Below are 15424 nucleotides of genomic sequence, written 5' to 3'. Positions count from 1 at the left end.
ACGCGTTGCCGGGTGAACCATCGCGGGCGTTCCCTGCTACCAATCAGCGGGGAGGTGCACGGATGCCGGCCGGCGACGACGAACTGCTGCGGCAGGTGGCCCGCGGCGACGCGGCCGCGCTCGCGCAGCTGTACGAGCGGCATGCCGGACCGCTGTACGGCTACCTGCACCGCCTGGCCGGCGACCGGATGACCGCCGAGGAGATCCTGCAGGACACGATGCTGGCGGTGTGGCGCTCGGCGGGCGCGTACGAGGGCCGGTCCAAGGCGACCACCTGGCTCTTCGGCGTGGCCCGGCGGCAGGCCCACAACCGCCTGCGCGACCGCGCCGACCCCGTGGCGGCGGAGCTCCCGGATGACGCCGATCGCGGCCCCGGCCCGGAGGAACTGGCCATCGCGGCAGCGGGCGGCACGCCGGTGGCGGCGGCGATCGACCGGCTGCCCGGCCACCACCGCGACGTGATCGCCCTGGTCTTCGTGGCCGGCCTGCCGCTCGCCGACGTCGCCGAGGTTCTGGGCATCCCGCTGGGCACGGTCAAGAGCCGCCTGCACCACGCCCGCGCCGCCCTCGCTGCCGCGCTCATCGCCCTGGAGGTGCACGAATGAGGGAGCTGTTGCCGGAGTACGCCGCCGACTCGCTCGCCCCCGCCGACCGCGACCGCGTCGAGGCGCACCTGGCCGGCTGCGCCCGCTGCCGCACCGAACTCGGCTCCTGGCGCGCGATCGCCGCCGCCGCGACCCCGGCCGGGGCGGCGCCCGACCCGGCCCGGCTGGTGCGCATGGTCCTGACCCGCAGCGCGCTCGACGGCCCGGCCTCACGGCCGCGCCGCACCAACCTCGCCGACCTGGTGCTGGCCGAGGCGCGACTCATTCGACTGGCAGTACCGGTGGCGTCGGCTTTGGTGATGGCGCTCGGCGTCGCGCTGGTGCTGCTGCAGCCCACGACGGCCGCGCTGTCCCTGGTCGCGCCGATCGTGGCGGCCGCCGGGGTCGCCGGCACCTATCGCTCGGCCCGCGACCCGGCCGCCGAGCTCGTCGCCGCCGCGCCGACGTCCGGCCGGTTGCTGCTGCTGGTCCGCATCGCGCTCGTCTTCGGCTACGACCTGCTGCTGGCCCTCGCCGCGTCCGCGGTCCTCGCCGTCACCGGAGCGGCCGGCTCGGCGGGTCTCGACGCCCTCGTCGGGTCGTGGCTCGGACCGATGGCGCTGCTGTCCGCGGTGAGCCTCCTCGTCGCCGTGCGGTTCGGGCCCGACATCGCGCTCGGGTCCGCCCTCGGGCTGTGGGCCGTGCGCGTCCTCGCCGAGGGGCTGCTCGCCGGCGGCGCCGCGGGCCGGCCGGCCCGGGCCGTCGTGGCCGCCTGGTCCACCAATGCGCCCGTCCTCGCGGCCAGCGTCGCGATCGCCGTCGCCGCCGTGGCCATGGCCGGGCGGATCGGTCCGTTCCGCGGTGAACCCCGCGACGGGTGACCCGCTACCCATTGGCTGTGAGACCACTGAAGCTCTGGCGGTACGAGCTGCGCCGCGCCGGCTGGACGGCCGTGCTCGGGCCGCCGATCGCCGTCGCCGTGGGAGTCGCGGCCGCGCTCGCCAACCCGGTGCCCGGCGACCGCAACACCGCCCGCATCCTGCTCGGCGCGCTCGAGATGGCGATCCCGCTCGCCGCCGGCGTGGCGTGTGCGTCGCTCGTCGGGCGGGACGCGGCGGTCGAGCTGCAGCTGACTTCGCCGACGCGGTACCGCGTGACGCTCCTGCGGCGGGCCGCCGTCGCGCTAGGGTGGGCGGCCGTCGTCGCCGTCGCGATGGCCGCCGCGCTCATCGGCACCGGCTGGTGGGAGCGGTGGCCCGCCAACCACGGCGTGCTCGCCGGGCAGCTCACCTGGGTCGCGCCGACCGTCGGGCTGGGCGGGCTCGGGTTCGCCGCCGCCGCTGTGTTCCGCGGCCCCGGCGCGGCGGGCGCGCTCGTCACCACGCTGTGGGCGATCCAGCAGTTCTTCGGCGCCGGCGCGCAACAGAACAGGATCGGGCGGCTGCTGTACCTGTTCGCGACCACCCGCGGCGCGCAGCCCGGCGACTGGGTGGCCAACCGCCTGGTGCTACTGGCCGCCGGCGCCGCGCTCATCGGCGTCGCACTCGTCGTGCTCGGGCGCACCGAGCGGCTCATCCACGGGGAGGAAGCATGAGCGGCGCGTTCACGGCGAGCCTGCGGTACGAGTTCCGCATGCAGGTGTCCAAACGCACGGTGTGGATCGTGCCTGCGCTGTCGGTCGTCCTGTTCCTGCTCATCGGGGGCAGCCTCCTGCGCGACCTGTTCGACCCCAACGAGCGCCCTCCGCTCGCGCGCACCGCGGTGGTCGGGCTGGCGCTGCAGCTGCACGCGTTGCTGGCCATCGGGTTCGGCTGCCTGCTCGCCGACCGCTGCGTGCGCGACGACCGGCTGCGGGTCGCGCCGATCTTCGACGCCACGCCGTCCTCGTCCGCGGCGCGGCTGCTCGGCAAGTACCTCGGCGCGGCCGGTGCCACGGCGATTCCGATCCTGCTCGTGTACTTCGCATTCGCCGCCGCCTACGCCCTGCGCACCGGTGGCCTCCCCGCGATCGGCTGGGCCCTCGCCGCCGGTGCGGTGGTGTTCGTGCCGGGCCTGCTGTTCGTGGCCGCCTTCGCGCTCGCCGTGCCGCTGGTCATGCCGGCCCCGCTGTTCCGGGTCCTGTTCGTCGGGTACTGGCTGTGGGGCAACCTCGCCGGCCCCGACATGATGCCCACGCTCGCCGGCACGCTCATCCATCCCCTCGGCGGGTACGCCATGGAAGCCCTGCTCGGTTTCCACGGCATCGAGGACGACCAGTCCTTCGCCGGCCCGGTCCCCGGCGCGGCGCTCAACGTCCTGCGGCCCGACCCGAGCCCGGCCACCGCCTGGCTGTCGATCGCCGTGCTGCTCGCCCTGTCCGCCGCCGTGCTGGCCGGCGGGCACGCCCTACGCGCCAAGAGGAGCCACTGACGTGCGGATCGAGATCGACGGGCTGAGCAAGCGGTACCAGCGCCATGCCCCGCCCGCCCTGGACGGCCTCGACCTGAGCGTGCCCACCGGCATGTTCGGCCTGCTCGGCGCCAACGGAGCCGGCAAGACCACGCTGATGCGGATCCTGGCCGGCATCGTGCGTCCCACCACCGGCCGGGTCACCGTCGGCGGGCACGATCTGGCGACGGCGGCCGGGCGCACCGCGGTACAACGGGAGCTCGGATATCTGCCGCAGGACCTCGGCGTCTATCCGGACCTGACCGCCCGCCAGTTCCTGGATTATGTGGCGCTGCTCAAGGGCCTCGACGACCGCACCGCACGCCGCCGGCGGGTCGGGGAGCTGCTGGAGGTGGTCGCCCTGACCGAGCACGCCGACCGCCGCCTGCGCGGCTTCTCCGGCGGCATGCGCCAGCGGGTCGGCATCGCGCAGGCGCTGCTGGCCGACCCGCAGCTGCTGATCGTCGACGAGCCGACGGCGGGCCTCGACCCCGAGGAGCGGATCCGCTTCCGCACCCTGCTGTCGCAGTTCGCCGGCCGCCGTACCGTCCTGCTGAGCACCCACATCGTCGACGACATCGCCCAGACCTGCCGCGAAGTGGCGGTGCTGGCGAAGGGAAGGCTCATTTTCCGCGGTACCACGGCGGAACTGATCCGGCGCGCGGAAGGCCGGGTGTGGTCGCTGGTCACCGACGGCCCCCCGCCGGCCGAGGGCACCATCGTGTCGGCGCTGCCCCAGGAGCACGGTGTTCGCTATCGCATCGTCGCCCCGCAGGCCCCGGCCCCGGAGGCCGCGCGGGTCGAGCCGGGCCTCGAGGACGGGTACTTGGCGGTGACCGCGCGCTGATACCGTGCCCCGTGTGCTCCGGCTGATGCGCGCCCTCGTCGCCGTGGTGCTCCTTCTGGGCACTGCCGCCGGCTGCGGCTCGGACGGGACGGAGCTGGCCTCGTCGCCGACCTTCGAGTACGGGCGTCCCGTCTGGATCGGCGACACGCTCTTCTTCTTCACGCACAATCCGTACGACTCCGACTCGCGGCCGTCCCTCGAACGGCTGCGGCCCGGCGGCCACCCCGAGCCGGTCACGGTCACGCCGCCCGACTGTGCGGACCCGGACGTGTGGCAGGCGGTCGCCATGAGCGAGCACGAGGCCGGCCTGCTGATCCGCTGCGCCCCGCACGCCGACCCGGTCCTGTTCCGCTGGGACCTCGGCACCGGCGCCCTCGTAAGCGTCCTGAGCATCCACACCGAGGGCACGGACGCCGCCTGGTCGCCGCACACCGGCCGGCTGTACTACAGCTCCACGCAGGACTGCCTGACCGCCACCGGCGGCCCGTCCGAGTGCTACGGCGGGGAGGGCGGCTTCTTCCCCCAGGTGACGGCCGGCGGCACGCTCGTCTACTTCACCACGCGCTGCGGCACCGCCCCGCGTGCGGAGGGCTACGCGTTCGACGTGTGCCGCCACGACGGCCCGGGCCGCGAGACCACCCTGGCCCGCGGCATCATCGGCCCGGACGGCCTGGCGGTGCACGGCGACCGGATCGTCATCTCCGGCGAGGTGCGCGACCAGGACGGCCTCTGGCTGGTCAGCGACGGCCACCTCGACCTGCTCCGCGAGGGCAAGTACGACGGCGTCACGATCAACCCCGACGGCCGCCACCTCACGATCGCCCAGACCGAGGACGGCTTCATCGACAACACCTACAGCCTGCGCGTCGTCCCACTGCCGCGGGCATGAGGGCCGCACACGCTGGTCCGCCCATTCGCGCGCGGCCGAGCGGCGGGCGTGCGCGCAAACCGTTGATCGATCGGATCGATTGTTGTACGCAAACGGGTCTATTGCCGTGAGGAAGTGTGACGCTACGGTCGATTGGTAGCAGCATATGAGGCGCGGCTGATGGGAGTACGGTGTGGCCTTCACATCCGACGTGATCCAGTTCCCGGTCGACAACGGCGGAACCGCTTTCGTTGATGTCGACCGCGACGACGTCAGTGACCTCGTCCGGGCCGGCCGGGCGTCGGGGTCCCTGGTCGCCAGTGCCAGCTTGGACCGGGCGCTCAGGCAGATCACTCCGGCCGCGAACGCAATCATCAAGACGGTCCGGGAACTCGATGAGACTCCTGATGAGGTGGAGATCGGTTTCAGCGTTCGTCTGAGCGCAGAGCAGGGGGCGATTATCTCGAGAGCCAAGTCGGATTCGCATTTCGAGGTTCGGCTGCTCTGGCGCAGGCCTGATGCCGCCCCCAGTGCCTGACCGCGCGGAAGCGATCTATAACGCCTTGCTGTCCGGTGTAGATCGCGGGTCCGGACGTCCCCGGTGGGAGCAAGCGAACCCGCATCTGCTGCGATACCTTCTCGACTACGCGCTGGACGCCGGCCGAATCGACGAACTGGTAGCCGATCCAGAATTTCTCGTACATGCCCATCCGGCTGGTCTCGCGGCCAAACTCGACCTGGTCGAGTCGCCTGCTGCACGGATCCACGCGGCGATTTGGCGCGCATCCGCTGTCAGACACACCTCGATGGCTCCTCGGCAGCGTCGTCAGGTGCTGGCTCTGGACGCAGCACGGTTCGACGCGCCCGCGGTAAGCAGACAGCTGGCCAACCCCGCGGATCTCCGGCAGGCGCTTTCGTGGGCTCCTACGTGGTCGACGGGCGCGCAGGTCACGCATGCGCTGATGGCAACGCTTTCCGGCCACGGAGCTGCGGTGCGTGCACTCGCGGCTGCTCAGCACGCTGATCGCGAAGTAGTGGCGAGCGGTGATGCGAATGGGACTCTCCGCATCAGAGACGCCTTGACCGGCCAGTCGCTATGCCCGCCGATCGATGCGCATGTCGGCTCGGTGCGGGCGCTCGCATTGTGCACATGCGGTGGGCGCTTCTTGGCCGTGAGTGGCGGCGATGACGGCCGCGTCCGTTGGTGGGACGTGATGGGCGGTCGTGAGCTGGAGGACCGCCAAGCCAAGCTGGGTGGATTGGTCACGGCGTTGGCGGCCGGGAGTTGGAACGGGCGTTGCGTTGTGACCAGCGCCGCCGGCGATCTCCTGGTGCGCATCTGGGACGGAGCCACCGGAGCGGTGATTCGTGCGCTGAAGATCGACTCTCCGGCGAACGACCTCGCATTGGCGGATGCGTACGTGGTCATGGCACTTGCCGACGGGACTGCGGCATGTTGGCGTTTGGATGCCGATGAGGACCGACCAGCACCCTTGGGCAGCATGCCGGAGGGCGCGAGAACGATCGAGGTCGCGACCGTTGCCGACCGTCCGATCATTGTTGCAGCCGACGGCAGAGGCGGACTTCGGGCGTGGGACATTCAAAGCCGATCCGTGGTGACGGATACCTGCACGCAGAGCCGTTACCCGGTGAGTTGGATCCGGTCGAACCGGGCCGCGAGCGATCGGCTGGTAGCCGCCTCCGGCGACGACGTCGGTGTGTACGACGCGTTGCGCGGTTGGCAGTATCTGCCCGGCCACGAAGACGAAGTCGTCCGAGTAGCTTCAGTCAACGGGCGTGACACCGCAGTCAGCGGTGGGACCGGCGGAACTGTCCGTACCTGGACCCTCGCGCCCCGGTCTGATCTCGGTGAACCCCGTCCCGGACACCGATTTTCTGTCGGTGCGGTCACTTCAGGCAACATGGCGGGCCATCAGGTCTTCGTGAGCTGTGGTGGTCCGAGCGTCTGGATTCACCGCTGCGCGGACGGCGAGGTCCTTGCGCAATGGCGGCTCGACTTTCCGGCCACCGCGCTGGATGTCGGCGAAGTGGATGGCCGGGTCCTGGTTGCCGTGGCCGACACCGCCCGAACGATTCGGTTCTGGGATCCGCTCATTCCTGCGCCTGCAGGCGATTCGCTGGCCGGGCACACCGGCTGGGTCACAGACTTGACGTTCGCGAGGCTCGAAGGCCGAACCGTGCTCATCAGCGCCGGCCATGACGGCTCAGTTCGGTTCTGGGACACGGCGACCGGTGCAACCGCCGCCGAGCCGAGAACGGTTGACGTGGGATGGACTACGACCCTCGCGACCGCGCAGGTTGACGGTCATCCGTACCTCCTCATGGGGGGTACGGACCGGTTCATTCGACGCTGGGACCTGTGGGACCGCACTGCCGAGGTGAACGTCCTTGCCCATGGGGGCGCGGTCGCCGCGATCGCGATGACCGGCGACGGGAATATCGTCGCGAGTGCAAGCGCGGACGGCACCATCCGCGTGTTCGACCTGCCGGATCTGCGGGAACGCGAGGTTCTGGTCGCCCAAGCGGCTGGTTTCACCTCCTTGGCGAGCGGCGTTGTCGATGATGAGCATATCGTCGTCGGTGGGGACGTGACTGGTTTGGTTCAAGCCTGGCTCGTGTCGAGTGGGCAGGAGATCATGGCCTTCCAGTTTCCGCGCCCCATCAACTGCCTGCGGTTGGCTTCGGGAGGACAATTGGCAGTGGGCTTCGGTCGTGATCTCGCTGTCCTGGAACGAGTGGTCGGATTTCGGTAGGACTCCCGACGAACGGCGCGGATTGATGGACGGTACGACGGTTGCGCGCCGAAGTACGGCTGGTCCAGGCTCGAACGGTGGATGTCACGGAGATCCAGACGGCGGCCCTTCTTGGAGTACATGGGATCGGCCAGCATCATCTCGGCCGCCATCAGTTGCTGGCGACTTGGCGGCCGGCATTGAGTGACGGCCTGGAGCGAGCAGCCCAGCGGCGACTGTCGATCTCCCAGTTCGACATGGCGTTCTACGGCGATGTCTACCTGACCGCGGAGCCGGGGACGGCCGAGAAGTCAGCCGACGATGAAGCGGTCCTCGATGGAGCCGACGAGGCTGAGCTGGCGGAGCTTCGGGACGCGATGGCCGATGTCGTCAGCGATGAAGATGTGGCGGCCGCCGAGAACGAGGTGTCCAAGGCCTACACGCGCGTACCCCGGCCGTTACAGGTGCTGCTGCGCGCCATAGATCGGCGCTTCGGAGCAGCCGCCGGTGTGCTCTACCTCGGGGTACTGCGGCAGGTGCGCCGTTATCTCGTCAAGGCCGACGTGAAGGAGCGCATCGACGCCCGGGTACGCGAATCAGTGAGTGACGAATGTCAGATGCTGGTCGCGCACTCGCTTGGGTCGGTGGTGGCCTACGAATATCTTCGGCAGAACACCGAACACCGCGTCAAGACGCTGCTGACGGTAGGTTCGCCGCTCGGTCTCCGGATGGTCCGCAGTCGACTGTCGGTCGCTCCTCTGGCGGTGCCGGTCTGGTCGAACATCCGAGACCGGCGAGATCCCGTTGCGTGCGCGGGTGATCTGCGTTCCTGGTGGCCCCAGATCAAGGAGGACCTGCCGGTCGACAACGGCGGCAACAGCCACTCCGTGGAGCGCTATCTCAGCCGCAAGGCCACTGGTGAGGTGGTGCTGCGGGCGCTGCCCTTCATGGCGGCGGGATGAACGACCAACTCGACGAGGACATACTCCGTCGGCACTTCATCGCGATCGCTACCGGCACGTACGACGATCCGAGCTGGAAGCCGTTGCCGGTCGAGCGTGAGGTTGAGGTCATCCGGTCCTGGATGTGCGGCGACGGACTGGGTGACCGTCGCTTCACGTCGACCTTGCCGGAGCTGGCGGGCGACCCGACGGAGGACCAGGTTCGGGCCGGCTTGAAACACCTGGCGACCAAACGGCAGTGGACTGCCGCCGACGCTGCGGTTGTGTACATCACCGGCCACGGTGAAAGCGCCGATGACACCCACTATCTGATCTTGCGTGAGACGCAGCGAGACATGTTGCACAGCACGGCATTGCGAACCGCCGACCTGATCGGTTGGCTGGCGGACACCGCGGTGGAAAGCCTCCTCGTCATCGTCGATGCCTGCTATGCGGGCAAGGTCGCGGCCGACGTCCTTCGCCTTGACAAGCACAAAAAAAAGCGTTGGCTCCTCCTGCCGAGCGCGACCCGCAACCAGACGGCGGTTGCCGGCGCATTGACCGAGGCCATCGCCGCGTTTCTTGCCGATCTCCGGGCACCCGAGGGCCGGCGCTACGGGGAGGGCCGCTACCTCGACGTCGGTGTCTTCGTTCAGGACGTTGGCGCGAAGCTGGCCGAGCGGGGCTTCGACCAGAACCTTCTGCCGCTGTACGGAAGCCAGTTGACCGGTCCTCATGTGTGCCTTCCGAATCCACACCATCGTGACGCAGACAGCGTGCCCATCGCCGCGGCCCGTCACGAGCTCGCACTGCCACGTGGGGACCTCGCGACCCACTGGAGCCCTCGCGCCCGAGGCGTCGCGACTGATGACGAGCCGGGCTGGCTCTTCGCCGGTCGCGCGGTCTTGATGCGGGCGTTGATCAGCGCGGTCACCGGTGACCCCGGAGCAGTCGTGGTAACCGGCGGCGCCGGTTGCGGAAAATCTGCCGCATTGGCCCGCTTGGTGACCCTCACCGACGACCAGTTCCTCGCCGACTTCCAGGAGGACATCAAGGCGATCCCGGGCGACCTCGTGCCCCCGGCGGGATCCGTGGACTGCGCCGTCGTCGCGACCGGCAAGCTCCACACCCAGGTCATCGCGCAGATCTGCGCCGCCCTTCGGGTCCCTCCACCCACTACGACACACGCCGAGCCAACGGTGGAGGAACGCCTCGAAGCATGGCACAACTGGCTCCGTGACCAGCGGCAGCCGGTGACGATCATTGTCGATGCGCTCGACGAGGCCGCCGAGCCACAAGCTCTGGTGCGAGAGGTTCTGGCCCGGCTCGAAATCGATCACCTCCGTCCTCGAATCCGATTGTTGGTCGGCGTCCGATCGCTCGCAGCCGGCAACGATTCCGCCGGCACGCCGGCGACCGCAACTGGAACGGCCGCCTTCGCCGAGGCCACCGAGACGTTGTTGCGCGCGCGTCGGATCGCGGTTGATCAGCCGCCATGGTGGGACCAGGCCGACCTGGCCGCGTACGTTGCCGGCATCCTCGCGCACTCGGAGGGGTCGCCGTACCCGGCTGCCGCTCCCGGCTCCATCCCTGCGATCGCTGCGGCGCTCAGCGGCAGATCCGGGCGGTCCTTCCTGGTTGCTCGCATCGCAGCCTCATCGCTGGTCGCCAACAAGACAATCATCGATCCTGATGATGACCAATGGCTGGCCGCGCTCGACGCGGGTGTCGTCGGCGTGTTCCGCGATGACCTCCACCGGAGCTTGCGCGAGCCGATCGAACGCTATCGCGCGGTGATCCTGCTGAGGGCGGTCGCCTTCGCGTATGGCGCAGGCCTGCCCTGGCGTGACATTTGGCCTCTGGTCGCTCACGCGGTGGATGACGACGGCGCATACTATGGCGACTCCGACATCGCTTGGCTGTTGACGTCGAGACTCGGGGCCTACCTCGTGACCGACACGGAGGACGGCGTTACGGTATACAGGCTGTTCCACGATCTGTTGCGTACCACGCTGCGGGAGCGCTGGCGCGAACTGCTGGATCCGCCCGAACGATCCCCGGGAGCCGGAGGCTCGCGGTGAGCCGCTTCGAAGAGCTTGACCCGATCCGAGTGGTCGAGGCGAGGATCGTACGTGAGCTGCTCCCGTTGGCTGAGCGACGGCCCGGTCCGCCACCATACATACGTCGCCACCTCATCGAGCACGCCGCAGTGGCGGGTAGTCTGGACTCGAAGGTACTGGCGCCGGAATTTCTCCCCTACGTCGATGGCGTGCGCCTGCGGGCGCTGACCGGAACATCCTCCTCGCCCGGCAGCCTCGTGCGTTGGTGGCGTCAGGTAGCCTACGCATGGCGGTGGGACGCACCGGCCAGCAACGCCGACGCCTTGCAATTCCTGATCGCGGCCGTCGGTGGATCACTTGACCTGATGGTGCATCCGGACTCCGTATGGCTGCCTCAATGGGTTCGTTGGTCCGTCGACACCAACGAGATCGTGATGCGAGCCGATGTCGCCCACCTTGTGTGTTTCGACCGCGCGAATGGGCAGCGGCTGGTCATCATCGCCACTGCTGAAGGCCGCATTCTCGTATGGGATGCGGAAACCATTACCTCGGTAGCTGACTGGATCAGCGATGGCGTTGAGCATGCGCTGCTTTCACTCAACTGTATTGACATGCCGGACGGACGCGCGCTGTTGGTGACGGTCGGCCTGGGCGCCACCGTGGTGGTGTACGACCTGTTCACCGGCGTTCGAGTTCGGAGTCGGATCAGTAGCCTCAGACCCGTTGAGGCCGTCTTGTGCGCGACGCTTCCGGACGGCCGTCCAATCGCGCTCGTGGTCGGCCGTAGCACATATTTCTGGGACATGCGGGCCGACCGACCCCTGTCGGCCCGGTTGCCGGGTTACTTCAGGTCCGTGCGCGCCATGACCACTGTGGTTCCTGGCGACGGGCGCCTGTTGCTCGTGTCAGTGGGCGCCGACAATGCTCTCCGCGTTTGGGACTTGCCGACCGGCAGATCGCTGGCCCGAGCTTGGCCCGTCCACGGCTCGGTCCTGGCCTGCGTCACCACATCGAACGGGCGAGCCATTGCGGTCACCGCCACCGCTGAGGGTGGTCTGCAGCGCTGGGATGTCGCCACCGCACAGCGTCTGGGGGAACCATTTGGGCGGCGCGACCGCGCGATTTCGCGGCTGGCAACCGCCAAGATGGCCGACGGGCGAGTTCTGGTGATCGTGGCCGAGGTCGTCTCGGTCGAGGTCTGGGATGTGGAGACTGGAGAGCGGGTCACCGGCTTGTCGATCGAGAACATTCACGGAGCCGGCATGACAGCGTGCAGCACCCTTGGCGATCGTCGAACTGTTGCGTTCATGGCGACCTGGGACGACAACGTGCGCATGTGCGATCTTGACACCCTGGGCTCTGTGACTCGCCGGCGGTCGAGTGGGATCGTGTCGAAGATAGCGCACACGACGCATTCGGACGGCTCCTCGTTGCTGGTGGTCGACAACAATGATCATATTGAGGTGCGGGCCACCGGCACCGGCGAGCTTCTCGGAGAATTGGCCAGCTACCCGCTTGCGCTATCGGCACCTACCGACGGCGGAGGCGACGTTCTTGCTGTCATGCAGGGCGAGACAGGGCCGGCCAGCCTCTGGAAATGCTTCGCCGATGGTGCGATCCGAGCCGATTTTGTCGAGTCCTTGGCGAGCGATTCCTTGGAGGACGGCGATCTCGTCGATCTGGACGAGGCGCGGGCGGCGGCCTTCGCACCTCTGCGGGATGGTGGGATGATCGCCGTCACTGTTCATTCGTCAGGAATTCTGTGTCGCTGGGACGTGCAAACGGGCCGAGGCCGTGGGCAGCCGATAGTCTGCGGCTTCTATGATCTTTCCAAAATTCGCTGCACGTTGGTCCCCGGGATTGGTCCGGTGGCGGCAGTCATGGCGTCGCGAGACAATCACATCCAACTGATCGACCTCACGCGGGGAGTGCCATTTGCTCAGCCCTGGGTAGCACATGACGGCCCGATCACCGACATCACGTTCGCGACCGTAGATGGTAGGTCAATGCTCGTCAGCTGCGGCCTCGACCGCGTTGTACGCACGTGGCACATCCCGGACGGTACGCTGATCGGGACGCCATGGACTGGCCATACGAATGCCATATCGGCGATCAGTTGCGGCCGGCTCGCTGACGGCCGAACAATCGCGGTTACCGGAGGATTGGACGGCACGTTGCGGGTTTGGGACGCCCGGAACGGTATCGAGGTCGGACATCCGCTGGCAATACCCAGCGACATCACCGAGGTCATCGTCATCCCGTCGGACGGCGTGCCTGCCGTGTTCGTAGCGGGAACCGGAGTCGCCCGCTTCGACCTGCGTGTTTCTGGTTGATAAGCGACTCGCAGCATCGCTGACGCCGTGTCGCCCGGTGAGGCTGTCTGTGGATCATCCCATTCCCGTAGCCGGGCGGGTTGCCGCCGTCACGGTGACCGTTTCCATCCCGCGCACGCACGCCTCCAGCACCCCGGGTGGAATGTGCGCGGTGTCGCCACAGACATCCAGGTGTACCGTCCCCGGCTCGTCGGCGATCGTCAGGAACATCCGCTCGTTGGGCCGATCCTGCCGGGCAATCCACCGAAACGCCGTGGAACCGAGCGCGTCCCGAACCTCGTCCGCCCCCGGCAATGAACCGTCCACGGTCGCAGGGGGCCGCCGGTCGTTGAAGTAGCACGCGATGTCGACCTCCTCGCCCCGCTCGGCCTCGATCCGTTCCCGCAGCGCATCGAGCTCGCCCGGGTCGTAATAGGCGTGCTTGTACGCCGCGAGCGCCCGCCTCCCCGCCAGCACCACCGCGTCGTCGAAGTCGAGCCCGTCCACCTCGAGCACACACAACGCGGGTTGACTGACCGGACTCACGGCGGCGGCGAGCGTGCTGCGGAACCGGTTGCTGACCACGACCCGCACCACAACGGGACGGATCCCGGTAGCGCCGGCCAGCGCCACGGCGAACGCGGTCAACAACACGGTCGTCCGGTCCGTGCCGGTCCGCCGGGCCACCACCTGCGCGGCCAGGTGCAACGCGGGCGAGACGAGTTCCCCTTGCCAGTGCCGCGGCTCGCGCACGTCGACCGCCCCTGGAAATCGCCGGGCCGGGATGGCCCGCAGGGTCTTCTCCCAGTACCGCAACGCCGAACCCGACTGCCGCCGCCCCGCCTCCGACCCCTGCCACCGAGCCTGCTCCAACGCCGACATCCCACCGCCGCCGGCCTCGTCCACCCGCCCCGACGCGTGCCACCGGGCCACGGCCCGGGCGAGCAGCAACCCGCCGAACCCGTCGTTCACCAGATGGCAGACGACCGTCACCTGATGCGTGACGTTTCCCCGATGCCGCACCACCGCCGTCCGAACCGGCCAGTCCCGCTCGAAGTCGAACGCCGTCTCGTGCAACCGCCGGCTCACGCCCGCCGCAACGCCGGCGGGATCGGTGTCGTCAGGAGCATCGACCACCTCCACCGGTACCGCACCGTCGCCCGCCACCACCTGCAAGGGCGCCCGCCCGTCCCGCAACCGCAGCCGGGTCCGCGGCGACGGAAAGCGCTCCAGGATGAACCGCAGCTCGGCACAGACGTCGTCGAGCGTCGTCCCGGCGGGCAGCGCCACCACCATGCCCATCGGCATCCAGGTCTCCTGGCGCACCATGCCGCCCCAGAGCTCCCGCTGCCCCCAGCTGAGCTCCGCCACCCCACGGTCATCCGCCCGAAACCGAACAAGCACCGTCTCCGGCATGCCCACCCCCTCGCATCGACGGCGGAGAGTGTATGTGTGCCTCGCGCGGCTCGCCGGTTGGCGCGGCTGCCGGGCCGGTCGGCGCTGCTCGGGGACTGAAAGCTACGCGACTGTCCGGGTCGCCACAGCCGTCACTGGTGCCCGCCGTGACGCTTGAACGACATCAGGTGAGCGGCTGACGGTGGGTGCAACTGCGCTGCAACCGGGAGCGCACCGGGATGTTCCGGGCCTGTCCGACCTTTGGTGGTGTCACCAGCCAAACGTTCGACAGGAGGCCCTGCATGTTCCCCACCATCCGGCGTACGCTCGCCACCGTCTTCGCGGCGACGCTCGTCTCGCTGGCCGTGGGGGCCGGCATGGCCTCCGCCGCGACCGCGGACGGGCCCATGTTCTCGTGCCGGTCGCACGGCGACGACTGCCGCCAGGCCGGCGAGCCCCTGCCCGTGGTGGCGCTGCCCGAGCCGGACGGGACCATGACCCCGGCGCAGTTCATCGTCGCGGCCGCGCCCGGGGCGCAGTTGAGCCGCCGCGAGCACGGGGTGCCGGCATCCGTCACGCTCGCCCAGGCCATCCTGGAGTCCGGCTGGGGCAAGAGCGCGCTGTCCACTGTGGACAAGAACTTCTTCGGCATGAAGTGCAACGGGCAGGGCGCGTACGCGATCGGCTGCGCCAGCCACGCCACCAGCGAGTGCACCAAGGCCGGGGCGTGCTTCCCGACCTCGGCGTCGTTCCGCAAGTACAACAGCGCCGCGGACTCGTTCCGCGACCACGGCGCCACGCTCGCCGGGCTGGCCCGCTACAGCGTCGCGTTCCAGTACAAGAACGACCCGAACCGCTTCGTGGCCGAGATGCACAAGGCCGGGTACGCGACCGACCCGCAGTACACCACGAAGCTGACCGCCATCATGGCGAAGTACAACCTGTACCAGTACGACCTGGCGATCTAGTAGCGGACGCTCCCGGGTAGGTCGGCGTCATCGGTCCACGCGGCGGTGTCCTCCTCGGGCTCCGCCGCGGACCGGGGGTCACTGCTGAGTTCCTGTTCCAGTGCGTGGAAGTCGGTCGGCTGGCTGAAGTACTTCAGCTCCCGCGCGATCCGCGTCTGCTTGGCCTTCGCCCGTCCACGTCCCATCGTCGCCCCCCGATGCGCCTCGACCGCGCTGTAAGCGCTGAAGTCCATTCGTGCCCGTAACGATAGCGCGTGTGCAAAATCCGG

14 protein-coding genes are annotated in these 15424 nt (G+C 69.1%); 12 read left to right on the top strand and 2 right to left on the bottom strand.

From position 1 onward, the window contains the following. Positions 1 to 62 precede the first annotated feature (62 nt). From ACQPZ4_RS28780 to ACQPZ4_RS28730, 11 genes are all read left to right on the top strand, one after another. The gene (locus tag ACQPZ4_RS28780) at positions 63 to 605 is read left to right on the top strand and encodes an RNA polymerase sigma factor (RefSeq protein ID WP_433041887.1); all 543 of its coding nucleotides are present in this window, start codon (positions 63 to 65) and stop codon (positions 603 to 605) included. After that, a complete protein-coding gene (locus tag ACQPZ4_RS28775; RefSeq protein WP_433041884.1) occupies positions 602 to 1465 on the top strand; it encodes a zf-HC2 domain-containing protein in 864 nt (287 codons plus the stop codon). Before ACQPZ4_RS28780 ends, ACQPZ4_RS28775 begins: the two co-directional genes overlap by 4 nt. A 17-nt stretch (positions 1466 to 1482) precedes the next feature. Then, positions 1483 to 2178, top strand: coding sequence for a hypothetical protein (locus ACQPZ4_RS28770; protein WP_433041881.1), 696 nt, complete (start codon positions 1483 to 1485; stop codon positions 2176 to 2178). Further along, positions 2175 to 2993 (top strand): hypothetical protein, encoded by an 819-nt coding sequence (locus ACQPZ4_RS28765; RefSeq protein WP_433041878.1) that lies wholly within the window; start codon positions 2175 to 2177, stop codon positions 2991 to 2993. Before ACQPZ4_RS28770 ends, ACQPZ4_RS28765 begins: the two co-directional genes overlap by 4 nt. 1 nt (position 2994) lies before the next feature. Further along, positions 2995 to 3858 carry an ABC transporter ATP-binding protein gene (locus ACQPZ4_RS28760; RefSeq protein ID WP_433041875.1) on the top strand — a complete coding sequence of 288 codons (864 nt, stop codon included), beginning with the start codon at positions 2995 to 2997 and terminating at the stop codon, positions 3856 to 3858. 13 nt (positions 3859 to 3871) lie between these two features. Then, positions 3872 to 4747, top strand: a complete 876-nt coding sequence (locus ACQPZ4_RS28755; RefSeq protein WP_433041872.1) for a hypothetical protein — start codon at positions 3872 to 3874, stop codon at positions 4745 to 4747. 172 nt (positions 4748 to 4919) lie between these two features. Continuing rightward, positions 4920 to 5264: a CU044_2847 family protein gene (locus ACQPZ4_RS28750; RefSeq protein WP_433041869.1), complete on the top strand. Its 345-nt coding sequence runs from the start codon at positions 4920 to 4922 to the stop codon at positions 5262 to 5264. Beyond that, positions 5257 to 7500: a WD40 repeat domain-containing protein gene (locus ACQPZ4_RS28745; RefSeq protein ID WP_433041866.1), complete on the top strand. Its 2244-nt coding sequence runs from the start codon at positions 5257 to 5259 to the stop codon at positions 7498 to 7500. Before ACQPZ4_RS28750 ends, ACQPZ4_RS28745 begins: the two co-directional genes overlap by 8 nt. 77 nt (positions 7501 to 7577) lie before the next feature. Next, positions 7578 to 8441 carry a hypothetical protein gene (locus ACQPZ4_RS28740; protein ID WP_433041863.1) on the top strand — a complete coding sequence of 288 codons (864 nt, stop codon included), beginning with the start codon at positions 7578 to 7580 and terminating at the stop codon, positions 8439 to 8441. Next, complete coding sequence (locus ACQPZ4_RS28735) at positions 8438 to 10501, top strand: AAA family ATPase (protein WP_433041860.1); 2064 nt, start codon at positions 8438 to 8440, stop codon at positions 10499 to 10501. Before ACQPZ4_RS28740 ends, ACQPZ4_RS28735 begins: the two co-directional genes overlap by 4 nt. After that, positions 10498 to 12813 (top strand): WD40 repeat domain-containing protein, encoded by a 2316-nt coding sequence (locus ACQPZ4_RS28730; RefSeq protein WP_433041857.1) that lies wholly within the window; start codon positions 10498 to 10500, stop codon positions 12811 to 12813. Before ACQPZ4_RS28735 ends, ACQPZ4_RS28730 begins: the two co-directional genes overlap by 4 nt. A 54-nt stretch (positions 12814 to 12867) precedes the next feature. Here ACQPZ4_RS28730 and ACQPZ4_RS28725 read toward each other — a convergent pair whose 3' ends face one another. Beyond that, positions 12868 to 14163, bottom strand: coding sequence for a condensation domain-containing protein (locus ACQPZ4_RS28725; RefSeq protein ID WP_433041854.1), 1296 nt, complete (start codon positions 14161 to 14163; stop codon positions 12868 to 12870). A gap of 326 nt (positions 14164 to 14489) precedes the next feature. On the opposite strand from ACQPZ4_RS28725, the gene gsmA reads away from it, so the two are divergent. Beyond that, entirely contained in the window at positions 14490 to 15155 is a 666-nt protein-coding gene (gene gsmA / locus ACQPZ4_RS28720) for a sporangiospore maturation cell wall hydrolase GsmA (RefSeq protein WP_433041851.1), read from the top strand. On the opposite strand, the gene ACQPZ4_RS28715 is transcribed toward gsmA, so the two are convergent. Next, on the bottom strand, positions 15152 to 15340 hold the full coding sequence (locus tag ACQPZ4_RS28715; RefSeq protein ID WP_433041848.1) for a DUF3073 domain-containing protein: 189 nt from the start codon (positions 15338 to 15340) through the stop codon (positions 15152 to 15154). The genes gsmA and ACQPZ4_RS28715 overlap by 4 nt on opposite strands. Between the last annotated feature and the right edge of the window lie 84 nt (positions 15341 to 15424).

The sequence above is a fragment of the Dactylosporangium sp. CS-033363 genome, from assembly GCF_050942475.1.
Classification (GTDB): domain Bacteria; phylum Actinomycetota; class Actinomycetes; order Mycobacteriales; family Micromonosporaceae; genus Dactylosporangium.
Note: the sequence above shows the minus strand (reverse complement) of the source record. Positions and strands in the feature narration are given on the sequence as shown.

Coding starts and splice junctions, on each gene's coding strand:
- ACQPZ4_RS28735 (WP_433041860.1), top strand. CDS start 8,438: ATGAACGACCAACTCGACGAGGACATACTCCGTCGGCACTTCATCGCG.
- ACQPZ4_RS28715 (WP_433041848.1), bottom strand. CDS start 15,340: ATGGGACGTGGACGGGCGAAGGCCAAGCAGACGCGGATCGCGCGGGAG.
- ACQPZ4_RS28765 (WP_433041878.1), top strand. CDS start 2,175: ATGAGCGGCGCGTTCACGGCGAGCCTGCGGTACGAGTTCCGCATGCAG.
- gsmA (WP_433041851.1), top strand. CDS start 14,490: ATGTTCCCCACCATCCGGCGTACGCTCGCCACCGTCTTCGCGGCGACG.
- ACQPZ4_RS28780 (WP_433041887.1), top strand. CDS start 63: ATGCCGGCCGGCGACGACGAACTGCTGCGGCAGGTGGCCCGCGGCGAC.
- ACQPZ4_RS28775 (WP_433041884.1), top strand. CDS start 602: ATGAGGGAGCTGTTGCCGGAGTACGCCGCCGACTCGCTCGCCCCCGCC.